The sequence below is a fragment of the Fusicatenibacter saccharivorans genome, from assembly GCF_027667425.1.
Classification (GTDB): Bacteria; Bacillota; Clostridia; order Lachnospirales; family Lachnospiraceae; genus Fusicatenibacter; species Fusicatenibacter saccharivorans.
In genome coordinates this window covers 82,096-106,844 of the sequence record NZ_JAQEGR010000001.1, presented here as the reverse complement: position 1 = coordinate 106,844, position 24,749 = coordinate 82,096, and the positions used below count along the sequence as shown (strand labels likewise).

The following is a 24,749-nucleotide window of genomic DNA, read 5'->3' as shown; positions in this document are numbered from 1 at the left end:
TGTTGTTCACTCCTTGTCATTTCTATCGCTGTTTCTGTTTTTCTCTAATTGCCGGCTCTGCTGAACCAGCTCTCCGAGGCTGATGGAATCCACAGCGTTCGTAATTCCCTCATTGATCCTCTGCCACACAAAACGCGTGACGCAGAAATCGGCCGCATCGCAGCCGCCCAGGCCTTCATTGACCGAGCACGTGACTGCCTCGAGTCCGCCCTCCAGCACACGGAGAACATCTCCTACCGAAATGGAATCTGCCGGTTTTGCAAGTACATATCCACCGCCTGCTCCCCGCACACTCTCAATGAATCCGGCTTTTCGAAGCGGACGCACCAGCTGCTCCAGATAGCTCTCTGAGATATTCTGGCGTTCTGAAATGCTGGCAATGGACACTGCACCCTCTTCTTCGTGACTCGCCAGATCGATCATGGCACGCAGGCCATATCTTCCCTTGGTCGATAATTTCATTCCTGGTTCTCCTTTTTCCTGTGCTGTCGTTTTCCAATTCCGACAGTTTTAATCGGATTTATTTCTCACTCAGAATAGCACCTCTCACGGGGTTCTGTCAAGGAGTTTTTTCGCATATTTTAGACTATCTGCGCAATGCCGTGAAAGGAGTCTATCCCATGCTGAAAATCACAAGAAAGAACACGCTTCTTCTTGGCACACTGATCCTGACCGCGTCCGGGATCATCTGCAGAATTCTTGGATTTCTCTATAGAATATTCCTGTCGCGCCGGATCGGTGCGGAAGCCTTTGGTATCTACCAGCTCGCCACACCACTCTACGCACTGATGCTCTCCCTTGGCGCAGGCGGCATGCAGACGGTGCTCTCGCGCTTTGTCGCATCGTACCTTGCCAAAAAGGATTCCAGACGGGCAAAGATCTGTCTGGCGGCCGGATGCGGCATTGTAGTGATACTTTCCTTCTCCGCCTCCATCTTTCTCTTTTTCAGCGCGGATTTTATCGGAACACGGCTTCTTTTTGAGCCGCGGACGATTCTGCTCCTCCGGATTTTATCACTCGGCATTCTCCCCTCCGGGATCCACAACTGTCTCTCGGCATGGTATCTTGGCCAGAATCAGACGGCACTGCCTTCTTTTTGCCAGCTTTTGGAACAGTTCGTGCGCATGGGCGCTTCCTACCTTGCCTGGCTTTTCTGTCTTTCCACAAGCCTCCCCTCTGCCGCTGTCGCTGCATTCGGTACTGCCGCCGGCGAACTCTTTTCGTGTCTCTTTCTGATGGCCTGCCTGTCCGTCTCGCACAGCAGGTCCCCTCAGAAACACCGCCCGATTTCTGTTTTTTTCAAAGAAAAGACCCTCTGGTACGATACCTTCCGAGAGCTTGCCGTTTTGAATCTTCCGCTTACGCTGAACCGTATTCTTCTGAATGTCCTCCACAGCATTGAAAGTGCTCTGCTCCCCGGCTGTCTGGTCACCTTCGGTCTTTCCCGGAAAGCAGCGCTCTCGCAGTATGGCATTCTCACCGGTATGGCACTTCCTATGATCTTTTTTCCATCTGCCATCACCCACGCGGTGTCCGTCATGCTTCTGCCCGGCGTAGCAAAACAGCAGGCCGACGGTACGCCGGAGCAAATATCAGACACAATCCGTTATACAATTTCTTTCTGTGTGCTGCTTGGCACTTCCGCTGTTTTTGCCTTTTTCTTTTTCGGTCCGTGGCTTGGACGTTTCCTTTTTCAAAACGAAGAAGTCGGCGCTTTTCTGCGTATCCTTTCATTTTTAAGTCCTTTTCTCTATCTGGAAACGACACTTGGAAGCATTTTAAACGGCCTTGGAAAAACTTCTCTCGTTTTTTTCCAGAACCTTGCCGGAGATGTAATTCGTATTCTTGCAATTCTTTTTCTCGTCCCGGTTTTCGGTATCCGCGGCTATCTCTATGGTATTCTTGCAAGTGAACTTACCATTATGACAATGGCACTTTTGTTCCTGCATCGGGAATCTGCAAACGGATTTGCTGTTCATTGATACCTTTTTTCTATCTTTTTTAAGAGAAACAGAATTTTCGCCGAAAAAATATCGACAATCTTCGCGTTATGTATTATAATTTATAGATAGTTTGCGACGGGGCACACAAGAACGCTCCTCTGTCCGCAGCTAGAAAAGAAGTGCATCTAAGATAAAGGAGAACGAAAATGAGCCTTGAATTTGTAAGAAAACTTCCCACCCCAACAGAGATCCGGGAACAATATCCCTTAAGCGCCCGCGCAACCGAAATCAAAAAACAGCGTGACGCTGAAATCGCAAAAGTCTTTACCGGGGATTCCGATAAATTTCTTGTTATCGTAGGACCTTGCTCCGCAGACAACGAAGACGCTGTTCTGGAGTACAATCACCGTCTGGCAAAGGTTGCCGACAAAGTATCCGACAAACTGATCATCATCCCGCGTGTCTATACCAACAAACCGCGTACCACAGGTGAAGGCTACAAAGGTATCGTTCATCAGCCGGACCCGGAAGGAAAGCCGGACCTGCTGCACGGCCTGATCGCCATGCGTAAAATGCATATGCGTGTAGTAGAAGAGACTGATCTGACTTCTGCAGACGAAATGCTGTATCCGTCCAACTGGAGCTATCTGTCCGATATTCTCTCCTATGTTGCGGTCGGCGCACGTTCCGTAGAAAACCAGGAGCACCGTCTGACTGTTTCCGGCATCGACATTCCGGCCGGCATGAAAAACCCGACCAGCGGTGATCTTTCTGTTATGATCAACTCCGTCATTGCCGCACAGGGCTCCCACTCCTTTATTTACCGTACCTGGGAGGTAAAGACAAGCGGAAATCCGCTGGCGCACACCATTCTCCGCGGTGCGACCAACAAGCACGGCAACTCCGTGCCGAACTATCACTACGAGGACATTCAGCTTCTGCTGGAGAAATACAACGAAACACATCTCGTAAACCCGGCTACCATCATCGATGCCAACCATTCCAACTCCGGAAAGAAATACGAGCAGCAGATCCGTATCGTCAAAGACGTTCTGCACACAAGACGATGCAGCAAGGATATCGAAAGTCTCGTAAAAGGTGTTATGATCGAAAGCTATCTGGAGCCTGGCAATCAGAAAATCGGATGCGGAACCCATGTTTACGGAAAATCCATTACCGACCCGTGTCTTGGATGGGATCAGACCGAACGACTGATTTACGATATTGCTGAGGAGTGCTAAATTTTCTCCTTCGTTGCAAAAACACATATGAAAGAAACCTCTGTCGCAGATTTTACCGGTCTGCACAGAGGTTTCTTTCTTTTGTTATGATAAGGTTGTTAAATCAATACCGTTGCAATGCTATTGCCCCAGAAGGTCAGGCGGGTTGTGGTTCCGTTCATGCGGAGATTGACTACTTTCGTCTCTTCTGACGTATTTAATACAACGAGTGCAATCGTTCCATCCGGGTTTTTCGCTGCTGTAACCTCAAGATCCGGCGAATACGTGGAGCTTGCGATGCGGACGGCGCCCGGTTTGATGTATTTTGAGAAGTGGGCGATCGCGTGGAACATCGGTTTTACTTCGATTGTGTCGGTCGTTCCGTCGCAAATGATCGGTGCGCCGCAGAAGTTGTCCACGTGGTTCGGGCCGCCGATCTCATCAAGCACGAGGTTCCAGTCAATCCAGTAATTCATGCCATGGTTCAGATCGCCGATGATGTCGTGCGCATACTGTTTTGCATGGCGCAGAGAGTTTCCGGCAGCCGCACCGTACCGTGCCAGCTCTACGCAGCCCTCACTGTGCATCAGCATCAGATCCGGGTAATCTTCTCTTACCATCGAGAGGGTGTCAAAATGATCGCCTGAATACCAGTGGTATGCAACACCAGCAATCATATCTTTCGTTGTCTCATCCACAATGTCGCGGGTTCTCTCGTACGTTCTCTCTTTGTTGTGGTCCCAGATGTACAGTTTTACGTGATCAAGGCCTTTTTCTTTTAAGGTCGGGTACAGATAGTCACGCAGGAATTCTTTTTCCTCTTCTGCCGTATATTCGCAGGAATCCCAGGTCTGAACAGCCAGCGGCTCATTCTGTACCGTCATCCAGGAAATCGGCAGGCCGAGTTTTTCGTACTCGGTGATGTATTTTGCAATATAATTTGCGTAATCCGGATAGCTTTCTTTTTTCAGGTGGCCGCCGCCGTTTCTCACGCCGGTCTCTTTCAGGAAGGCTGGCGGGGACCACGGGGAAAGCAGCAGTGAGACCGGTTTGCCAAGAGTTTTGGAAACAGCTTTTACGAGCGGCTGCACGTATTTTGCATCTCTTTCCAGGCTAAAATCCCTGAATTCCGGATCGTCCGGGTTTTCGACTGCGCAGTAATTGCCGATGGAGAAGTCACAGCTGTCCATGTGAATCCGGCCGATCGTATAGCCAATGCCGTCTTTTCCATAATACGCTTCTACTACTTTCTTACGGTTTTCCTCACTCATGCGGGACAGTGCATAGCCTGCGGACTCGGTGAGTGCGGCGCCAAATCCCTCAATTTTCTGATACGTCTTGTCCGGGTACAGGTTGATGACCTGCATTTCCTGATTTTTCGCGTCCGGGATCAGTGCAGTTTCATAGTCTCTTGTTTTGATGCCATCTTCCCCAAAGATGGTTGCGTGTAATGTTACTTTTGCCATAAGTTTTCTTCTCCTTTTCTCTGCTTTTTGCAGATCATTTTATCGCTCCGGATCCTTTTCCAGGCAGTCCGGGTAATAACTGAGTCTTGCGGTTCCGTGTTCGGCATAGAGCATGCCTTCCCGCGGTGCGGTTTTTCCTTCTGCTTCGCCGGACAGAATCTGCTCGGCGGTTTTGATGCAGTCATCGAGAATCGTCTCTGGCTGGCTGAAATAGCCCTGCATGCCGCCGAAACCGATGTGCCCGCTGTAGGATCTCTCATAGCGGGTTTCGTATGTTTTCAGGTGATACAGCCCTTCCAGCGTTTTTCTCACGCTGCAGCCGAGGACAAGAAGATTCTGGTTGCAGGCATCGCCGGAGAACAGGATTTTCGTCGCTTCATCAAGAAAACAGATGCCGCCCGGCGTGTGGCCGGCCACCTCGATGCACTCGACGCGGCGGTTTCCCAGTTCGAAAACATCGCCCTCGTGCAGGGCATGGAATGTCGGCATTTCGAACGGCTGAATTTTGTTGAGATCATACTCATATGCCTGATAGCCGCCGTTTCTTCCAATTTCATCAGCAAAGCCGCGCAGCTGTTCTGCGTTCAGGTTCCGTGTCATAGCAAAATCTGCCTCGCCAAGATAGACATCCGTAAACGCACCGATTCCGCCGACATGATCGAGATGGCCGTGCGTCAGGACAACGTCGTACGGCTTGTCCGTCAAGCTTGCCGCGATGCCTTTCAGATCAGAAAGGCCGCATGCGGTGTCAATCAAAAGCGCACGCTCCTCTCCGACCAGAAAATAACACGCGGACAGACCGAATTCGTTGATGGCGTAGGTGTTTTTCGCAATTTCCATTACCATTGGTTCTTTTATCATAGTTTTGTTCCCTCCCATACATGATGGCTGTTTTCGGAAAAAGCAGGCACCGCACGCATACCCCCACGATATGTTCTGCTCCAGTACCTGCTTTTTGTCCGTCTGTTCTGCCTGCGGCAGAAGTTATATAGTCTTTGCGTTTCCCTTTCGGAAATTCGTTTTATTTCAGGCCTGCTACGTAAGCGTCAAGCTGTTTCTGAGCTGCCTCTTTCATGGTCTCGATTCCTGCTGCTTCCATCTGGGACTGATAATCAGCCAAACCAGATTCTGCATCTGTGTATCCGAGCTCAAGCGGCCACCAGTACTGCTGCTGTACATTGTTGCATGCAGCAAGCTGGGTCTCGAAGGAAGAGGTATCCAGTACAAATCCTGTGAATTTCTCATTTCCCTGTCCAGAAACGATGTGGGACTCAAACTCATCAATGTTAGTCTTATAATCGTCCGGAGTACCGATCGCCTGACGGTTCAGAGCATCACTTCTTGCAGACCACATTGCGCTCGTTCCATAGTTGTCCGTATCCAGAACCTTGAACTGTCCTTCATCGTTCAGCTCATAAGAAGTTCCTTCAATGCCGTAGTAGAATGCATCGTATACTTCCTGATCATTGGTGATCAGATCCCACAGTGCCATTGCTCTCTCCGGATTCTTGGAAGTATTGGAGATTACCATACAGTCCTGCGTATATGGAAGATGTGCAACATCTTTTACCATGTTAGAATAGTGAATATCGTATTCCGGATGAAGAATTGCCTGTCCCACATAGGAATCAATGTTATGGATCTTCAGAGCTGCTTTACCATTCTGAAATTTCGTGCTGTCCGTGTCTGACAGAGCAGATTTTGAATAAAATCCTTTCTCATTCCATCTTGCCATCATTTCCAGGAATTCCGGTGTTTTCTCCAGCTCATAGGAAGTCATAACAGTTGGATTTTCTGCATTTGGATCATACCACAGATAACGGATTCCGTTGAAGGCTGCCAGTCCCTGATTTTCCATATACATGAAGAAGATTTCCGGTGCTGTAGAGTACAGATCGATGCACTCCATTTCCGGATGCGTTTCTTTGATGATATCGCAGTACTCTTCAATATCTTCAAAGGTCTCCATCTTTCCGTCCCATTCGGTTCCCTCTACCAGGTCACCACGATAGATAGGACCATATGAATTGTAGGTAGACAGCAGGGAAGGAACACAATAATAGCTTCCATTTACTGTTGCCTGCTGTTTTGCTTCCTCAGACTGTGCTGCAAAGTTCTTCGGTGCGTAGGTTGGCCAGAGCTCATCAAGGCTCTTGAAGGCACCCTTCTGCGCCAGAGATGCAAAGTTCAGCCAGGATGCACTGTATGCCATATCAAACTCTTCTCCCGAAGAGAACAGCAACGGATATTTGTTTGCGTACTCCGCCCAGCCGATCCAGTTGATTTTCAAAGAGCAGTTCAGTTTCTCTTTTAAGAGTTTGTTCAGATTCTCGTCGATTGCATCCTGTCCTGCCGGACGGTCACTGATGACATACATGGAAAGCTCCACAAACTCGGATGTGTCAAGCTCACCGCTTGCGGATGATGTAGATCCGCTCTTTGCAGCTCCACCATTGGAAGAGCTGGAATTGTTGCTTCCGCAGCCTGCAAGCAGGCCTCCGGTCATGGCGATTGCCATGGATACAGCAAGTGCTTTTCTTAATTTTTTGTTTTGCATTTCTTTTTCCTCCTTTTTCGTTGCCTTTATCTAATCGTTCCATCAGCCTTTGACGGAACCGATTGTAACACCTTTTACAAAATATTTCTGTATAAACGGGTAAACCAGAATGATCGGGCCGGTTGCCACAACTGCCATGGCCAGCTTCAGGGAGTTGGATGGCATATCCTGCAGCGGAATGTTTGCAGAGCTTGCCATCTGGGACATTGCCTGCGTTTTCTGCATCAGGGCATACAGCATGTACTGCAGCGGATATTTTGTTTCTGTATTCATATACAGCATTGCATTGTACCAGTCATTCCAGTAACCAAGCGCAAGGAACAGACCGATGGTTGCCATTCCGGATTTCAGAAGCGGAAGGATGATGCTGAAAAATGTTTTAAACTCGCCTGCGCCGTCAATCTTCGCAGATTCGATCAGTGCGGTCGGAATTGCGGATACGAAGGTTCTCATGATCAACAGGTAGAAGACATTGAACACACCCGGTAAGATCAGGGCAAGGTAGCTGTCTTTTAAGTGCAGATACTGGATGTAGAAAATATAGGAGCAAACCATACCGCCGTTAAACAGGGTCGTAAAGTAGAAGAAGAAGGACAGAGCATTTCTGTACTTGAAATCTTTACGGCTGATCACGTAAGCGGTCATTGTCGTAAGCAGAAGTCCTACTGCAGTTCCGGCGAGGGTGATAAAAATAGATACCCCGTAAGCACGGACAACGGTCATCGGGCTCTTGAAGATCAGTGCGTAAGCGGCTGTGGTAAATTCTCTTGGGAGAATGCCATAACCCTGAAACCGAATCGCCTGCTCAGATGAAAACGAACCGGAAACCACCATAATAAACGGCAGTAAACATACCAGAGCCATCAGCGCAACAAAGGTGTAACAGATGACATAAAATACTTTTGTAGAAGTACTTTTCTTGATTTTCTGTGATTTTGCAACAGCTTGCATAACTAATTCCTCCTTTTTTCTGTCTTAGAACAGTGCAAGATCTTCTTCTACATGTTTTACGATTGCGTTTACGATCAGAATAGTCGCAAAGCAGATGACGGACTGATAGAAAGATGCTGCCGCTGTCATACCGAGGTTGGAGTTCTGAATCAGGGAACGGAATACATAGGTATCAATAACATCGGTCTTGTTGAAGAGCTGTCCGTTGTTTCCAACGATCTGATAGAACATCTCGAAATCACCACGGAGAATTCGGCCAACCTGCAGAAGAAGCATGGTGATAATGGTCGGAAGAATGCTCGGAAGAGTGATGAAACGGATTCTCTCAAAAATATTTGCACCGTCGATGGAAGCTGCTTCGTGAATCTCAGCATCGACACCGGTAATTGCTGCGATGTAAATAACGGAGTTATATCCACACCATTTCCATGAGTTGAACAGACAGATGATCCATGGCCATATACCGGCTTTGGATGCATCGTACATATTGATCTTCTCCCCTCCAAAGAAGGTTACGATACTGTTCAGGATACCGGTTTCATAGTTGAAGATATTGTAAACAAAAACTCCAACGATAACCCAGGAGATGAAGTACGGTAAGAAAATGATTGACTGTGTCACTTTTTTAAAGATTTTTTTGTTGATCTCAGAAATAAAAATTGCGATCAATACCGCAAGAAGCTGTGAAGTAACCAGGTTTAACAGGTTGTACACAACTGTGTTTCTCGTAATCAGCCATCCGGTTCCGGATGAGAACAGGTATTCGAAGTTTGCAAATCCATTCCATTCACTTCCGAATACGCCAAGATCATATCGATAGTTCTTAAATGCAAGCACCAGTCCGGACATCGGAAGGTACTGCATAATCAATACCAGCAAAAATGCAGGCATCGCCATAACAAAAAGGGCTCTGTTTTTCTTTACTTCTGCTACAAAACTTTTCACATGCTTTCCCATTTGTTGACTTCCTTTCTTTTTCATCGTTCCTGCACTGTATGCAACTGCCGGCCTGTACAAGAGTGCTCCCAAGACCCTCCACGCATCGCTTTGTCTTGGGCTTGTTCTCAACTGATGACCCTATTATACCGAAGGATTTAGCTATTTTGTACCCAACAAAACTTCGATTTCTAGTAATTTCTTATGATTTTTGTGATCTTGCACAGGAAAAATCTTGTTTTTCTTCCTGTTTCTTGTCAATTTGTCAGCGTACTTTCCACATCTCTCCGCTCATTTTCACAATTTTTATACAAAAAGAAAGAGAGTTTTTCCTCTCTCTTTCTTTTCAGATCTTCTCTTCCGCTTCTGCCATTGTCATAACCGGAATTTTGATCTCAACATGCGTTCCTTTTTCACTTTCCAGATACGTAACACCATACTTTTCACCGAAGCAGAGCTTCAGGCGAAAGTTGATGTTCCGCACACCATAGCCATGCTGTGCTGTCCGGATGTCCTGCTGTGTCTCTTTCTGCATCTCTTTCACATCGACACCGGGTCCGTCATCCTGCACAGAAAAAACAATATCCTGTTCCTCTCTTCTCGCGCAGATCCGGATCTCACAGCTTTCAATATCCGGTTTCTCCGCAATCCCATGGACGATCGCATTTTCCACAAATGGCTGGAGAATAATATTGAGACATGCATAGCTCTTCAGTTCTTCCGGTACATCTACCTCGAGAGAAATGGCGTTATCAAAGTGATAATTTTCGATATTGACATAAACCTCAACATGCTCGACTTCTTCCCCGATGGAAATCAGGCTCTTTCCATGATTCAGACTCAACCGATAGAACCGGGCCAGATTCCACGTCAGCGTTCCGATCTCCTCTGCACCGTAGTCCATGGAAATCCAGTTAATCAGATCCAGCGTATTGTAGAGAAAATGTGGGTTGATCTGCGCCTGCAGTGCCCGTACCTCTGCCATTTTAACTTCCTTACCAAGTTGATAATGCTCCTGCATCAGCCGCTGGACTTCCTGCACCATACCGTTAAAATTGTGATAAATTTCCTCAATTTCATCTTCCTCGGTTGTGATTGGCAGATTTGCGTTCAGATTTCCGCTTTCCAGACCCGTCATTTCCACATTCAGCTTTTTCAGTCTTCCAACGTAGTAACCGGAAAGAAGATATGACATCAATACAATAACGGCAATCATACTTCCAAGCATCAGAGCCGCTGAGAGCCACAGAAACGTGTACTGATCCTCATATTCATTTTCGGGAATTATCAAGATCATCTGCCAGGATGCACCGTCCACATTTTGCCGGGTAATGTAATATTCCTTCTGTCCCTCCTTCTTTTTTTCCATAAAAAGCTCCGCGCCATAGTTTAAAAGTATTCCTTTTTTCTGCATTTTTTGAAGAATACTGCTGTTAGAGCTGGTAATCATCCTGCCGTTTTCACTCATCAGATAAACAAGACCTTCTGATGTGATATTGGCATTTTTCATAATATCCTGGAAATATTTCGCAGAAACACTGATGCTGCAGATACCAAGTTCCTCTTCTTTTTCTTTTTTGGATGCAATCCGGTGATACAGGGTAACCATCTGCGAGGTATCCTGCTGATCCACACCGTCTCTCTTACGACTGATTGCAACGTAATCTTCTCCCGTGTTCAGAGCATACCGCAGATCAACGTAATCGCTGCGTTCCTTAAGCCTTGATACTCCATCGAAATAATATTGATTTCCCGCATACATCACCTCATCCGGCACGTACAGGCAGAAACGATAGATCGAGTTCGAAATCTCGTAGGAATTAAATTCTTTATTCAGCTCATAGTATTCCAGCCACTGCTCCATGTATGGTCTTTCTTCTCCAAAGCCATCCGCTGACAGTGTATTCTGAATTACCCCATTGTCCTCCACCATATTCGCCAGATACGTCATATTCCGCAGATAACTCTCCGTAAAAGAAATCGCCTGGCTTACCGACTGTTCCATTGAGTAATCTGTTTTTTCACGATAATGGCGCACCACCTGCGGATAACATAAAAAGCAGAGTAAAATCTGCACCAGAATCAGCGGAACGGAGAAATACAACATCATTCTCTTATGCATTGACAATTTCTGTAATGGATTTTTCATCGCATCTGCAGGCTCTCCTTATACTCTGTCGGGGTAACCCCCGTCTTCTTTTTAAAGATTTTCGCAAAATAATTGGCATCCTCATAACCCACCATTTCAGATACCTGATAGAATTTCAGCTGCGGATCACGCATTTTCTGTTTCGCATTCTCTACACGCACTTCCAGCAGGTACTGTCCAATTGTAAGCCCCGTTTGTTTTTTAAACACGGTAGAAAGATACGTCGGTGTCAGATAAACAAGCTCAGCGAGTGTTCCAATAGAAAGATCCTGATCTGCATAATGTTCCTGAATATATTCCGTGATACGGCTCACATTATAACGGTTCTCCGTTTTATGCGTATTCGTTTTTCCATTCTGTTTTTCAAAAAGCTGCTCGATTCTGCGTATCATCTCCTCTTTCATTTCCGCAAACGTTTCTGCCTGCATAAAGAAATCGGTTCCTCTCTGTTCCCACGGCTTTTCCAGCATACCGGGATATCGATATTCTGCTGCTTTTTCCAGCATATCACGCATCACACAATAATGGTACCGTATGTCAGAACTCATACACAGATGATGGCTAACCAGTTTTTCATACAATTCTTCCTGAAAAAGGCAGGCACCTTTTTCATTGTTGTCTATAAGGAGTTGATAAAATTCATCCCTCTGTTTCTTGGCGTCATCCATCCACGGCTTCTCTGGCGGAATGTCATCGTAGCAGACACTTTTTCCCCATCCAAGCCACGAAAGAGCTTTTCCCGCTTCCTTTGCCTGACGATAAGACAATAAGATGTCTTTCTGACAGCTGCCTCTTCTTCCATGCGATAAAAAGCAGCCCGAAATCGAACCGTCCTGTGTACAGCTCTTCAACGTCTCAACTAAAATCGGTTCCATTTCTTTCCAACGTTTTTCTTTTTCACTTCCAAGGAGCAAAATCAGACAGAATGGATCAAAAAGTGTCATTGTTATCGAAATCTGATATGGTCGCAGTGCTTCCTTGGCCATTTTTTCAAATTCCGGTAAGAATCCGGCTCCACAGCCTTCACTGTCAAAATGGATCATGACAATGCGAAAATAGGCTCCCTCCGCCTGTTCCAGTGAAACATCGGTATCCACCTCCAAAAGATAGTTTCGAAGTTTCGCGCGTTCGCTTTTTCTGCGCTCTCTCACACGCTGCACTGCTTCCTCGACGTTTTCCGAGAGCAGCTTCACATTAACCGGTTTTTCCACGTATCCGACTGCATGCAAATCGATTGCTGCTTTCAGATATTCTTTATCTGCATAGCCCGTCGAAAAGATAATCTCGATCTCCGGGAATTTTTCTCTTAATTTTCGGCACAGATCCACACCGCTCATGCCCGGCATGCGAATATCCGAAAGAACGATATCCGGCCGGAAATTTTCCGTTTTCGCCAATGCTTCCTCTCCGTTCGCGGCCGCTTCAACTTCCGAAACACCAAGGCGCTGCCACGGAACGTGCTTTAAAAGGCCAGTTCGAATAATCTTTTCATCTTCTACCACAATCAGTTTCATGTTGTGATACCCCTTTGCTTATATCATACTTAAATGTAAAACCTGTTTTTCAGTATAACACAGATTTTGTAGCTTGTGAATCAAAACTGCTGTTTCCTGGCACATTCTAATCTGCATAATCTCAAAAAATTAAGCGTATTTGGCAAATCTTTTCATTCAAGTTTTGCCAAATACGCTTTTTCCATTTCTTTTTTTTGTTCAATCTGCTACTTTCTCGGATGTGCCTTCCGGTACACATCCCGAATCTTATTCACACCAAGGTGGAGATACATCTGCGTCGTCGAAATATCGGCGTGTCCCATCATCTCCTGGACACTCTTTAAGTCCGCACCGTTTTGCAGCAGATGGGTTGCAAACGAATGACGCAGGGTATGCGGCGTAATATCCGCCGTAATGCCTGCGGATTTCGCATAGGATTTCAGAATTTTCCAGAATCCCTGACGACTCATCGGACCTCCGGAGCAGTTGACAAACAATACATCATCATCCCGTCCATGCATCAGGGCTGCGCGCGCACTCCCCAGATACTGCTCCAACGCCTTTTTCGCCGGTCCGCCGAACGGAACGATCCGCTCCTTTTCATCGCGGCAGGTGATGTAGCCCATCATAAGGTTGACATCCTGTATCTTCAAATGGATCAGCTCACTGACGCGGATACCGGTCGCATACAGCATTTCCAGCATTGCTTTGTCGCGGATACCCTTTGGCGTGTCGGTTTTGGGCTGGCGAAGCAGCAGATCGACCTCTGCGATGGAAAGGATCTCCGGCATTTTTCGCTCAACCCTCGGTGGCTGCAACGCTTTCGACGGGTCAGATACCATTTTTCCCTCCTGACATGCATATTGGCAAAACATATGAATCGCCGCAATGCTGCGCGAGATCGTTGCCGGGGAGAAGTGTTCCCGCTCCAGATATAATAAATAAGAATTTAAAACCGTTGCATTCATCTGCTCCGGTTTTTCTATTCCGTGCTCCTTCAAAAAAACTGCCAGCTTTCGAAGATCGCGCTGATAGGAGACTTCTGTATTTTTTGACGCTTTCTTTTCCGTCTGTAGATAGTCCGTAAATGACTGTATCGTTTCCTGCATAGCTTTTTTCCTTTTTGCTTTTTTCTCCCTCTCACTGCCCGATAAAGGGTAACAATGCTTTTAATTATATACACGTTTTTTCAAAAATGCAATTCCCTTTTCCGACCGTTTTTACAGGATTTTCGCAAGAAACCACGGATTGACATAACTCTCAAGCAGAATACCCCACAGAAGCAGGATCAGTGCAAAGAAGTAGCGCACGCCGAAGCAAAAATATTCCTTTTTCTGTATGCCGCCGGCAAGGTGATTCGTCTCTGCCATCCGGCTGCACGCAGCAGCCATCAGAAATAACGCGGCAAGGTAGAGGAAAATCTGCGGAAAAAGAGCCAGAAAAAAGAATAAAAGACCTGCCATTCCGTTCTGCAGATAGGCAGCCGAGAGAAAGACGCCACACAGAAAACCATATGCCCAAACGGCAGCAGTGGCAAAATACGCACCGATTGCCGTCAATCCAAAGAGAAGTCCCGCAAATGCCGGTGCTAACCGTACCTTTAGAAGATAGGAAAAGCAGGCCTTTGCGGAAATTTTTCTTCCAAAAAACGCCTCCGCCTGAAATAGGCGGACGCTATTTCCCTCCTTCATTCCCGTGTGGGATGCCGCAAGCAGCAGCAGTACACCGAGGGTCATACCGGCCGCAAACCAGAGGGCAAAAAAACGAATATATGCATTCTCATCCCGTTCTCTCATTTGCTTTTTGCGCCTCCTTATTTTCTGCCTTACTGTCAATGTATTCACGGTTCATAGACAATATACGTAAAAGAAGTGCCTGCTCCGCAGACCCCCATCTGCGAATGGCACTTCTTTCCTCTTTTCAGGGTCCCCCAATGTCTCACGCACCGAAATGTCCGTTCATTTCAAACCCTGCTTTTTGTATATCCCCATAAGATATTTTTCACTTCTTTTATTTCACGACAAGATAGGTATCCAGATCATCGAACTGATCAAGGTAGCTGACTGCGCCCTCGTACATATTGGACTGCAGTACGATATTTACCGTGTTATAGATGCAGCGTTTCAATTCTGCCATCGTCAGAGTTCCATCTGCAAGTTCTTTTTTGATGTTCTCGTGATCCTCCGGCAGACCCGGCATTACCATGTCATTTCCGGCTCTCATGCAGCCCGCTGCCGTACACTCGCCCTGGATCTGTACGTTGGTGGTTGTCCAGTCGGTCATGATAGCTCCTGCAAATCCCCACTCATCTCTCGCTGCTTTCGTGCAGGTATCGTAGCAGTTTGCAGCGTGTACACCATTGATCAGGTTGTAAGATGTCATAATGGACATCGGCTGTGCATCTTTGACTGCGATTTCAAAGCCTTTCAGATAGATCTCACGCAGGGCACGCTCGGACAGGATGGAATCGGAGCCCATACGGTTATCCTCCTGATTGTTGCATGCGAAGTGTTTGATCGTGGTTCCGCAGCCCGGTACCTTCTGTACACCGAGCGTCATAGCAGCCGCCATCATACCGGCAAGCAGCGGATCCTCGGAATAATATTCAAAGTTTCTTCCGCAGAGCGGATTTCTGTGGATGTTCATGCCAGGTGCCAGCCACAGTGTTACGTTGAACAGCTCCATCTCATGGCCGATCATCTCGCCGACTCTCTTGATCAGTTCTACATCCCAGCTCTGTGCCAGAAGTGTTCCAACCGGAATTGCGGTACAGAACTGATAATAGGTTGTTCCGCGTTTTTCCTGCGGTTTGCTGAAGAATCCGCCTTCCAGTGCCGCCAGGAAATCGCTCGCTACGATCTCTCCGTTGTCTACCTGGTATTCTCTCTTCAGACGAAGACCTGCAGGTCCGTCCACCAGAGCAATGGTGGTTACATTCCACGGCTCCTCCGAAGCACACGGGGATGTCTCCGCTGCTGCTCCCGGAACAGAAATTCCTGCGGAGCCAAGCGCGTTGCCCTGTGCTCTTCCCGGATCACCGGTTGCAAGGAGTGCCAGCTGATCCACAGAAAGGGATTCCACAATCTTTCCTGCTTTTCCAGGAAGCTCTTCCGGTACCGGCTGGTAATCTACTTTCTCAGTTGGAATCTCAGATGCTTTGAGCTCGATCACGCTCATTCTCTTTTCTTTTACTTCCTTCTGCCATACAGCCTCTCTTGCCTGAACTTTTTCTGCATCAGGAACAATCTCATTCAATTCCTCTTTCATCGGGCAGATATTTTCACACGCTGTCATGACTGCTTTCTCGTCCAGCTCCAGCGCGCCGGAGAGAACAGATGTATTCAGATCATTTCCAATCCAGATACCATACATGCCCGGCTCCAGAATCCAGGATGCGCTTTCCTCCTCATAGGAAGTCAGCTGATACAGCGGGAAGGTGATGGTCATGGTCTGGGATTCCTTAGGAGCCAGCAGTTTTGTTTTTCCAAAGCCTGCCAGACGGCGGAACTCTTTCACCAGTCTGCCCTGCGGGCAGGAAGCGTAGATCTGTACAACTTCTTTTCCTGCATAAGTATCGCCGGTGTTGGTGACGGTAACAGTCACGCTTACTTTCGGATTCATCATACCGCGGCCGCTTACTTTGATGTCATCGGTTCTGATCTCGAAATCGGTGTAGGACATACCGTAACCGAAGGAGTAACGGACTGGTACTTCAAAGGTATCGAAGTAACGGTATCCAACGAAGATACCCTCTTCGTATTTTTCTTTCATGAGGTCGCCGCTCTTGTAGCTGTAAACCTCTGCACCCGGATAATCATAGTAATCTTTTGCCCAGGTATCTGTCATTTTTCCGGATGGGGTTACATCGCCGCTTACAACATCAGCAAATGCATTTCCGCCTTCCTGGCCTGCCTGTACGTACTGTAAAATAGAGCGGATATTGTCAAATTCTTCTACGAATGCCAGATCCATCAGGCCGCCGGTGTTGATAACAAGAACAACGTTTTTATAGCATCTGGAAACCTGTGCCAGAATAGCTTTCTCTTCTTTGGAGATGAAGTAGTCACCCTCCGTATCAAAACGGTCTTTGTTCTCTCCTGCGATACGTGCCAGAACGAAGAATGCGGTGTCTGCACCGTCGGCTGCTGCTTTCTCTTCATCGATTGGGTTTCCGGATGGCATAAAGAACGGGGTTGCAGAGTACGCATCAAAGAATTTTGTGTCGTCTCCGTTCAATTTTGTGAAAATCTCATTTTTCCAGTCCAGTCTTGCCTGTACGTAGAGTTTATCGTAATCCTCCAGCCATTCACTGCTTGTTACGTCGTAGCCTGCATTTTTCATGCCCTGGAAAATATTAACGCTGTCACGCTCATTGACATCGCCGGAACCGGTGCCTCCTTTGATGGTGCGGATCGCACCTGCTCCGTAAAGACCTACCTTGCTGCCCTTTGCCAGCGGCAGGAAATGATCTTTGTTTTCCAGAAGAACGAATCCCTCTGCTGCTGCCTCGCGGGCAAGTTTGCGGTGATCTGTTTCACGCTGGGTTACTTCCGGAGATGTAGTTCCGTTAAAGGTTCTTACCTTTGCTTTCATGTCTTTGTTCCTCCCAAACTTTGTTTCGTGCTAATGTCTCCATTATCTTCCCTTTTTCGTGTAACTTCTAGTTCCTTTCTTGTCCTTTCTCTGGTTGATATTGATATTTCGCCCAATTTCTGGTACAATATTCTTATCTTTTTTGATTATAATTGACGTATATTTCTATCACATCCTGGAGGTACTTATGGAATCCTGCTTTTACGAAACAATACACGAAACCGATCTGCTGCACGTCCGTTTTGAGCTGCAGGATGCGCCCGCTTTTGTTTTTCCGGCGCACTGGCACGAATATGTGGAAATTCTCTATCTGATCAGGGGACAGTTTTCCGCGATTGTCCAGGCAACGGAGTATCGGTTAAACGAGGGCGATCTGATTATCATCAACTCCGGCGACCTCCATATGACGCGCTCCAACACCTGTACATATCTTCTGCTGCAGATTTCCGCAAGCCAGATGCGCCAATATCTGCCGGACTTTGATACGATGCGTTTCGACACGATCATTCCCTACTCGGAACAGCCGGCTCCGCTCCGCGCACTGCTCTCGGAGATGAACGAGATCCGGCAGAATCCTTCCGATTCATACCAGCTTCTCTTTACCTCACGACTGTACGAATTTCTGTACCATCTCTGCCGGTCGTATTCCCACCAGATCCCTTCGGCATCCCTCACGGGTTCACAGCGCGATCTGCAGCGCGTGACACACGTTATGAACTGGGTGAAAGTGCATTACCCGGAACCGTTAAGCCTCGAAACAGCCGCGGATTCCCTGGCGCTCTCGAAGGAGTATTTCTGCCGGCTCTTTAAAAAGTATACCGGACAGACCTTTCTCGAATATCTGAACGATGTGCGCACGATGCACCTGTACGAAGATTTACAGAATTCCGACGAAACGATCACGGTACTGATGGAGAAAAACGGGCTGTCGAATTACAAAATTTTTATGCGGACCTTCAAAAAGCTGTATGGCTCTACACCTCAGAAAATGCGCTCGAACCGGATACGGCACGTATAAATTCTTTTGAAATTTACTGTTCTTATACACACTGAAAAGGCTGTGGAACATGATTGCTCATGTCCACAGCCTCTTTTTGATTTCGTTATTAAATTGTTTCGTAGAAAGTCTTTTATTTCGCGTAATCCGTTACACGGCTCTCGCGGATAACATTGACCTTGATCTGTCCCGGGTATTCCAGTTCAGCTTCGATCTGTTTCGAGATATCCCTTGCGAGCAGTACCATTTCAGAATCGGATACCTGCTCAGGAACAACCATGATGCGGACTTCTCTACCAGCCTGAATAGCAAAAGATTTTTCGACACCCTTGAACGAATTCGTGATGTCTTCCAACTGTTTTAATCTGTTGGTATATGTTTCGAGTGTTTCTCTTCTTGCACCCGGTCTTGCTGCGGAAATTGCATCCGCTGCCTGAACGATACATGCAATCAGAGACTGGGGCTCTACATCCCCGTGATGTGATTCTACTGTGTTGATCACAATCTGAGATTCTTTGTACTTTTTGCAGAGATCTGCACCGATCTGAATGTGAGATCCTTCTACCTCATGGTCGATGGATTTACCGATATCATGAAGCAGTCCGGCACGTTTTGCCATGCGGACATCGCATCCTACCTCTCCTGCGAGGAGACCGGAAAGCTGTGCTACCTCGATCGAATGCTTTAATGCATTCTGTCCGTAGCTGGAACGGAATTTCATTCTTCCAAGGAGACGGATCAGCTCCGGATGAAGTCCGTGTACACCGACTTCCAGTGCGGCTGCCTCGCCTTCCTCGCGAATATTCTGTTCTACTTCTTTGCGGGCCTTTTCTACCATCTCTTCGATGCGGGCCGGATGGATTCTTCCGTCTACGATCAGTTTTTCCAGAGCAATTCTTGCCACCTCACGGCGGATCGGATCGAATGAGGAAAGAACGACTGCTTCCGGTGTATCGTCGATGATCAGGTCAACGCCTGTCATGGTTTCGAGTGTACGGATGTTTCGTCCTTCACGGCCGATGATGCGGCCTTTCATTTCATCGCTCGGAAGCTGTACCACGGAGATGGTACTCTCGGATACGTGATCGACAGCACATTTCTGAATAGCTGTTACCACATACTCTTTTGCCTTACGGCCTGCTTCCTCTTTTGCTCTGCTCTCCAGCTCTTTGTAGAGCTTTGCTGTGTCGATTTTTACTTCGTCTTCCACAGATTTTAACAGATACTCTTTTGCTTCCTCGGAGGTAAAACCGGAAATTCTTTCCAGTTCCTGTACTCCTTTTTCGTGTAGACCGTCTACTTCCTTTTCTTTCTTTCTGACGCTTGCCTCTTTTGCTGCAATTTCGTTTTCACGACGCTCCAATACGTCCGCTTTTTTATCTACAGATTCTTCTTTCGATAAAACGCGCTTCTCATATTTCTGCAGTTCCGCTCTGCGCTCTCGGGTCTCTTTTTCTACTTCATTCTTCGTACGAAGAGACTCCTCCTTCGCCTCCAGCAGGGCTTCCCGTTTCTTAGTTTCGGCAGTTTTCAGTGCTTCATCTATGATGTTTCTCGCCTTTTCTTCCGCTGTGCCAATTTTCTCAGCATTCTGCTTGATTTTATTGTCCACAGCAATTTTCCTGGTAACAGGAACCGCAATAAGCAGCGTGACTACTACAGCAATGAATACCAGCAGAATTGTAATACCTGTACCCATTACCGGAGCACCTCCTTATTTAGTTTTCATTGCACATTTACAACACTACAATTTTATACTGTTTTCACAAATTTGTCAATGTTTTAAAAATATTCATGTAATTTATTGCACATAATTTCGCGGCATGTGGCGGAATCGCCGGGAATATTCAGGATTCTTCGTCAGCGGAATCTTGGTATTCTTCCAGTGCCCGACGGATTTCGAAACTGCCGAATCCCTTCCGCGTCAGAAAACCGGCGGCACGGCGGTACTCTTTTTCATCCAGCCGGTGCGGCGTGCCGAGCTTTGCGAAGGCGGCACTTTTTGCAAGTTCATACTCATCGCGGGCATCCTCCTGCTCTTCCAGGACGGATTCCACCAGTTCCCGGTCCACGCCTTTCTGTGCCAGCGCATAGAGGACTGCCTTTTTCCCTTTTTTCGCACCGCTGCCCGCAAGATACTGCTCCACGTATGCGCGGTCGTCGATATAGTGAAAGCTCTCCACGTACGAGACAGCCTCTTCAATGGCTCTCTCGGGATAGCCGTCTTTTCGTAACTTATCTTCCAGCTCTTTTTTCGTCCGCATCTGTCTGAGCAGCAGATACATCGCGCGGTGTTTGGCCCTTTTAGTCAGCACTTCCCCTGCCAGCTTTTCGTAAACCTCATCGGGAAGCTCCTCCTGCTCTTTGATGCGGGAAGCGCGGATTTCCCCGTTATAAAGAACCAGATCCTCTCCGTCATCGAAGAGGATCCGTGATTTCTTTTTATTCAGAGGACGAATCTCTGTCACAAACATTTATTCGTCGTCTCCTTCGGTTTCCGGAACTGCTGCTGTTTCTTCTGTGCCTTCCGGCGCTTCTTCCTTGATCAGGCCGTAAGCCACGCGCACTTTGTGCTCGATCTCATCCATGATTTCCGGATGCTCGCGCAGGTATGCTTTCGCATTTTCGCGTCCCTGGCCGATCTTGTCGCCGCCGTATGCGAACCATGCGCCGCTCTTCTGTACGATGCCGACGGAAGCTGCCAGATCCAGAACATCTCCTTCTTTGGAGATTCCTTTTCCGAACATGATATCAAATTCTGCCTCGCGGAACGGCGGAGCTACTTTGTTTTTCACGACTTTGATTCTGGTACGGTTTCCGACCATCTCTCCGCCCTGCTTTAAGGCTTCAATTCTTCTGACATCGAGACGGATGGAAGAATAGAATTTCAGTGCACGGCCGCCGGTTGTGGTCTCCGGATTTCCGAACATGACACCGACTTTTTCACGCAGCTGGTTGATAAAGATAACAATACAATTGGATTTGCTGATCGCTGCAGTCAGTTTCCGGAGTGCCTGAGACATCAGACGCGCCTGCAGTCCGACGTGGGAATCTCCCATGTCGCCGTCGATCTCGGCTTTTGGAACGAGGGCTGCAACAGAGTCCACGATGATGATGTCTACCGCACCGGAACGGACCATCGTCTCGGTGATCTCAAGTGCCTGCTCGCCGTTGTCCGGCTGTGAGATATAAAGGTTTTCAATATCAACACCGATGTTTTTGGCATAGGCCGGATCGAGCGCATGCTCTGCATCGATGAAGCCGGCGATTCCGCCGCGTTTCTGTACTTCGGCTACCATGTGGAGCGCTACGGTTGTTTTACCGGAAGACTCCGGTCCATATACCTCGATGATTCTTCCCTTCGGCACACCGCCAAGGCCGAGTGCGATATCCAGGCTTAAAGAGCCGGTCGGGATGGTTTCCACGTTCATGTTTGCTGCGGAATCTCCGAGCTTCATGACAGCTCCTTTTCCGTACTGTTTTTCAATCTGTCCAAGTGCGGCATCGAGTGCACGCAGTTTATCTTCGTTATTATTTCCCATACTGAATATTCTCCTTACCATGCGAACGTTCGTTCGCTTCTGTATACATACTATTACAAATCTGCTTTGTTGTCAACTGTTTTTCTTGTGTCTTTTTTCAGCCCCCAAATCCTCTGCACCGGAGTTGCTTCGAATATATCCTTATGCACAAGTGTAGCATATTCCACTCTCCTGCCGCAACCCAAAAATACTGCAAAAAAATCCCGAAACGGCTTTTCTTTCCTCTTCTGCCATTTCGGGATTTTTTTCTTATTTTTCAGAATGCAGACCAGCTTATCCGATCAGCCAGTTGTACATTTCCTCGTACTGTTTTGCGGAATTCGCCCAGGAGAAATCCTGTGCCATTGCGCGGTCGATCATCTTGTTCCACTCGCGTTTTTTGTCGTAATAGATGCGCTCTGCGTACCGCACGGTACCCATCATCTCATGCGCATTGTAGTTTGTGAAGCTGAATCCAGTTCCTGTTCCCTCGTACTCATTGTACGGCTCTACGGTGTCTTTGAGGCCGCCGGTCTCGCGGACGATCGGAAGGGTTCCGTAGCGGAGGCTCATGAGCTGGGAGAGTCCGCATGGCTCAAACAGGGACGGCATCAGGAAGGCATCGCAGGATGCATAGATCTTGTGTGACATTGCATCAGAATAGTAGATGTTTGCCGAAACCTTCTTGTCGTATTTCCATGCGAAGTGGCGGAACATGTTCTCGTAGCGCTCCTCGCCGGTTCCAAGGATCACAAACTGTACGGCATCCTGGCACATCTCATCCATCATATAGCTGATGAGGTCGAAGCCCTTCTGATCGGTCAGCCGGGATACGATACCGATCATCATCGTCTTCGGATTGACCTCGAGTCCTAACTCCTCCTGCAGTGCCAGTTTATTTTTCACTTTCTCTTTACGGAAGTTCTTTACATTGAAATTCTTTGCAATCTGAGCGTCTGTCTCCGGGTTCCACTCATTGTAGTCGAGTCCGTTTACAATACCGCGCAGATCGTTTGCTCTTGCACACATCAGACCGTCGAGTCCTTCGCCATAGAACGGGGTCTGAATCTCCTGCGCGTATGTATTGCTGACGGTGGTGATCGCATCTGCGTAAACCAGACCGCCCTTCAAGTAGCTGGCATCGTGTTTGAACTCCAGCTTATCCGGTGTGAAGTAGTAGTCGGAAAGGCCGGTAATGCTCTGAATCGTCTTGCGGTCCCAGATGCCCTGGAATTTCAGGTTGTGGATCGTCATGACGGTTTTGATTCCCCGATAGAATTCATCTGCCTGGAAACGCTCGTGCAGGTAAACCGGAACGAGACCGGTCTGCCAGTCGTGGCAGTGGATGAGATCCGGGCGGAAGCCGATGGTCGGTAAAATGGAAAGCGCTGCTTTGCTGAAGTAAGCAAATTTTTCCAGATCCCACGGCATGCCCGCATATGGAGTGCTTCCTCCGAAATGCTCCTCGTTGTCGATAAAGTAGAATTTGATGCCTTCATATTCCATCTCGAAAATGCCGACATACTGCTGTCTCCAGTTCAGATCCATGTAGAAGTTTGTCACATACCGCATCTGATTTTTAAACTGTTCTTTGATTCCTGCGTATTTTGGAATCACCACGCGCACATCAAAATACTCTTTCGGGAAGTACTTCGGCAGAGAACCTACTACATCCGCCAGACCGCCTGTTTTGATGAACGGTACACACTCTGAAGCCACGAACAAAATATTTTTCATGAAAAGAATCCTCCTGTAATTTCATGCTGATTATCGCATCTTTGTTTTTCTGTAATTCCTTCCTTTTTGTCACGATCCTATGAAACGCGAAAGGATAATCAACGTCCTGTCTGTATTATACCGTACTTTGTCCAGAAAAAAAAGTCTAAACTTCTGTAATTTCTCCGTTTGTTCGGATTTTTTTGTTACTTTTTACTGATTTTTCAGTTCAAGACGTATTTTATCTGCAATTAATGCAATAAATTCAGAATTTGTCGGTTTACCCTTGCGGTTGTTCACGGTATAGCCGAACAGCTCGTCGATTGTGTCCATTTTGCCGCGGCTCCAGGCCACTTCAATCGCATGGCGGATGGCACGCTCGACACGACTTGACGTTGTCTGGTGGCGTTTCGCGATGGTCGGATAGAGAATCTTGGTAATGGAATTGAGCATTTCCGTGTCCTCTACGGAAAGCAGAATCGCATCGCGCAGGTACTGGTATCCTTTGATATGGGCAGGAACGCCGATCTCGTGGATCATATTTGTCACATCAATTTCCAGACTGTTTTCCGGCGGACAGATCGGCTCTTTTCCGGGGTTTGTAAAATTTCTTGGATGGTATCTTCTTACTGATGTCATTCCTTTTGTTGCTTTGATCCGGTTCAGAAGAGTTTCGTTGTCGAACGGTTTTAAGACGTAATAGTAAGCGCCGAGCCGGAACGCATCTTCGGTGATCCTCTCCTCTCCTACGGCGGAGACAACGATAAAGGCAGGTCTTTTTTTCAGATTTTTATCCTCATTGACTTTCTCCATTACAGTCAGACCATCCATCTTCGGCATGAAAATGTCAAGCAGTACGACGTCCGGTTCTTTGTCGCGGATGATACTGTAGATATCATTTCCGTTTCCGGTCTGCCCGATCAGTTCAAGCGTGTCATCCTGTTTTATGACGTTCCCAAGCATTTCCTGCATGCGTTCGTTATCATCCGCGATGGCAATGTTGATCTTTTCCATAAAGCTCTCCTTTGCAAAAACTCATAGTCTTTCCGGAATTTCACTGCATCCGTTTTCTTCTGAACTTTTTCCAATCACACAGACATTATAATTTTATTTTTTCGCATTTTCAATATATTTCCCGTAAATTTTTGAAAATTCGATCGACATTTTCCGTAAAAATTCGGAAGTTTGTAACAATTTCAACCAAATT

At 47.3% G+C, this 24,749-nt stretch carries 19 protein-coding genes; 3 read left to right on the top strand and 16 right to left on the bottom strand.

The genetic code is table 11. The annotated features are described in order from the left end of the window. Positions 1–6 precede the first annotated feature (6 nt). Entirely contained in the window at positions 7–462 is a 456-nt protein-coding gene (locus tag PGS38_RS00525) for an RrF2 family transcriptional regulator (RefSeq protein WP_022463329.1), read from the bottom strand. A gap of 158 nt (positions 463–620) precedes the next feature. On the opposite strand from PGS38_RS00525, the gene PGS38_RS00520 reads away from it, so the two are divergent. Both PGS38_RS00520 and PGS38_RS00515 read left to right on the top strand, forming a co-directional pair. Further along, positions 621–1,982, top strand: a complete 1,362-nt coding sequence (locus PGS38_RS00520) for an oligosaccharide flippase family protein (protein WP_117509092.1) — start codon at positions 621–623, stop codon at positions 1,980–1,982. A 167-nt stretch (positions 1,983–2,149) separates the two neighbouring features. Next, positions 2,150–3,184 (top strand): 3-deoxy-7-phosphoheptulonate synthase, encoded by a 1,035-nt coding sequence (locus PGS38_RS00515; protein ID WP_117509093.1) that lies wholly within the window; start codon positions 2,150–2,152, stop codon positions 3,182–3,184. A 98-nt stretch (positions 3,185–3,282) separates the two neighbouring features. Here PGS38_RS00515 and PGS38_RS00510 read toward each other — a convergent pair whose 3' ends face one another. The 10 genes from PGS38_RS00510 to PGS38_RS00465 all read right to left on the bottom strand — a co-directional run bounded on the left by PGS38_RS00510 (position 3,283) and on the right by PGS38_RS00465 (position 17,308). After that, complete coding sequence (locus tag PGS38_RS00510) at positions 3,283–4,629, bottom strand: glycoside hydrolase family 30 protein (RefSeq protein ID WP_117509094.1); 1,347 nt, start codon at positions 4,627–4,629, stop codon at positions 3,283–3,285. Between the two features lie 39 nt (positions 4,630–4,668). Continuing rightward, the gene (locus tag PGS38_RS00505) at positions 4,669–5,490 is read right to left on the bottom strand and encodes an MBL fold metallo-hydrolase (protein WP_158554955.1); all 822 of its coding nucleotides are present in this window, start codon (positions 5,488–5,490) and stop codon (positions 4,669–4,671) included. A gap of 160 nt (positions 5,491–5,650) precedes the next feature. Next, the gene (locus PGS38_RS00500) at positions 5,651–7,186 is read right to left on the bottom strand and encodes an ABC transporter substrate-binding protein (protein ID WP_117509096.1); all 1,536 of its coding nucleotides are present in this window, start codon (positions 7,184–7,186) and stop codon (positions 5,651–5,653) included. A gap of 42 nt (positions 7,187–7,228) precedes the next feature. Then, positions 7,229–8,137: a carbohydrate ABC transporter permease gene (locus tag PGS38_RS00495; RefSeq protein ID WP_117509097.1), complete on the bottom strand. Its 909-nt coding sequence runs from the start codon at positions 8,135–8,137 to the stop codon at positions 7,229–7,231. 24 nt (positions 8,138–8,161) lie between these two features. Continuing rightward, the gene (locus PGS38_RS00490) at positions 8,162–9,094 is read right to left on the bottom strand and encodes an ABC transporter permease (protein WP_117509098.1); all 933 of its coding nucleotides are present in this window, start codon (positions 9,092–9,094) and stop codon (positions 8,162–8,164) included. A 325-nt stretch (positions 9,095–9,419) separates the two neighbouring features. Continuing rightward, positions 9,420–11,222 carry a sensor histidine kinase gene (locus PGS38_RS00485; protein WP_270475729.1) on the bottom strand — a complete coding sequence of 601 codons (1,803 nt, stop codon included), beginning with the start codon at positions 11,220–11,222 and terminating at the stop codon, positions 9,420–9,422. Beyond that, on the bottom strand, positions 11,219–12,736 hold the full coding sequence (locus PGS38_RS00480; protein ID WP_117509100.1) for a response regulator transcription factor: 1,518 nt from the start codon (positions 12,734–12,736) through the stop codon (positions 11,219–11,221). The genes PGS38_RS00485 and PGS38_RS00480 overlap by 4 nt, the downstream gene beginning before the upstream one ends. 206 nt (positions 12,737–12,942) lie before the next feature. Beyond that, complete coding sequence (xerD, locus tag PGS38_RS00475) at positions 12,943–13,824, bottom strand: site-specific tyrosine recombinase XerD (RefSeq protein WP_117509101.1); 882 nt, start codon at positions 13,822–13,824, stop codon at positions 12,943–12,945. A 111-nt stretch (positions 13,825–13,935) separates the two neighbouring features. Then, entirely contained in the window at positions 13,936–14,511 is a 576-nt protein-coding gene (locus PGS38_RS00470; RefSeq protein WP_022463333.1) for a stage II sporulation protein M, read from the bottom strand. 214 nt (positions 14,512–14,725) lie between these two features. Continuing rightward, on the bottom strand, positions 14,726–17,308 hold the full coding sequence (locus tag PGS38_RS00465; RefSeq protein WP_270475728.1) for a glycoside hydrolase family 3 protein: 2,583 nt from the start codon (positions 17,306–17,308) through the stop codon (positions 14,726–14,728). Positions 17,309–17,495: 187 nt separating this feature from the next. Here PGS38_RS00465 and PGS38_RS00460 point away from each other — a divergent pair, with 187 nt between their 5' ends. Continuing rightward, entirely contained in the window at positions 17,496–18,326 is an 831-nt protein-coding gene (locus PGS38_RS00460; protein ID WP_117760398.1) for a helix-turn-helix transcriptional regulator, read from the top strand. Positions 18,327–18,438: 112 nt separating this feature from the next. On the opposite strand, the gene rny is transcribed toward PGS38_RS00460, so the two are convergent. The 5 genes from rny to spo0A all read right to left on the bottom strand — a co-directional run bounded on the left by rny (position 18,439) and on the right by spo0A (position 24,556). After that, the gene (gene rny / locus PGS38_RS00455) at positions 18,439–20,004 is read right to left on the bottom strand and encodes a ribonuclease Y (RefSeq protein WP_173815704.1); all 1,566 of its coding nucleotides are present in this window, start codon (positions 20,002–20,004) and stop codon (positions 18,439–18,441) included. A gap of 148 nt (positions 20,005–20,152) precedes the next feature. Further along, complete coding sequence (locus PGS38_RS00450) at positions 20,153–20,779, bottom strand: regulatory protein RecX (protein ID WP_270475724.1); 627 nt, start codon at positions 20,777–20,779, stop codon at positions 20,153–20,155. Next, complete coding sequence (gene recA / locus PGS38_RS00445; protein ID WP_022463338.1) at positions 20,780–21,847, bottom strand: recombinase RecA; 1,068 nt, start codon at positions 21,845–21,847, stop codon at positions 20,780–20,782. 273 nt (positions 21,848–22,120) lie between these two features. Next, a complete protein-coding gene (gene glgA / locus PGS38_RS00440; protein WP_117760400.1) occupies positions 22,121–23,563 on the bottom strand; it encodes a glycogen synthase GlgA in 1,443 nt (480 codons plus the stop codon). Positions 23,564–23,755: 192 nt separating this feature from the next. Beyond that, positions 23,756–24,556: a sporulation transcription factor Spo0A gene (gene spo0A, locus PGS38_RS00435; RefSeq protein WP_022463341.1), complete on the bottom strand. Its 801-nt coding sequence runs from the start codon at positions 24,554–24,556 to the stop codon at positions 23,756–23,758. Positions 24,557–24,749 lie beyond the last annotated feature (193 nt).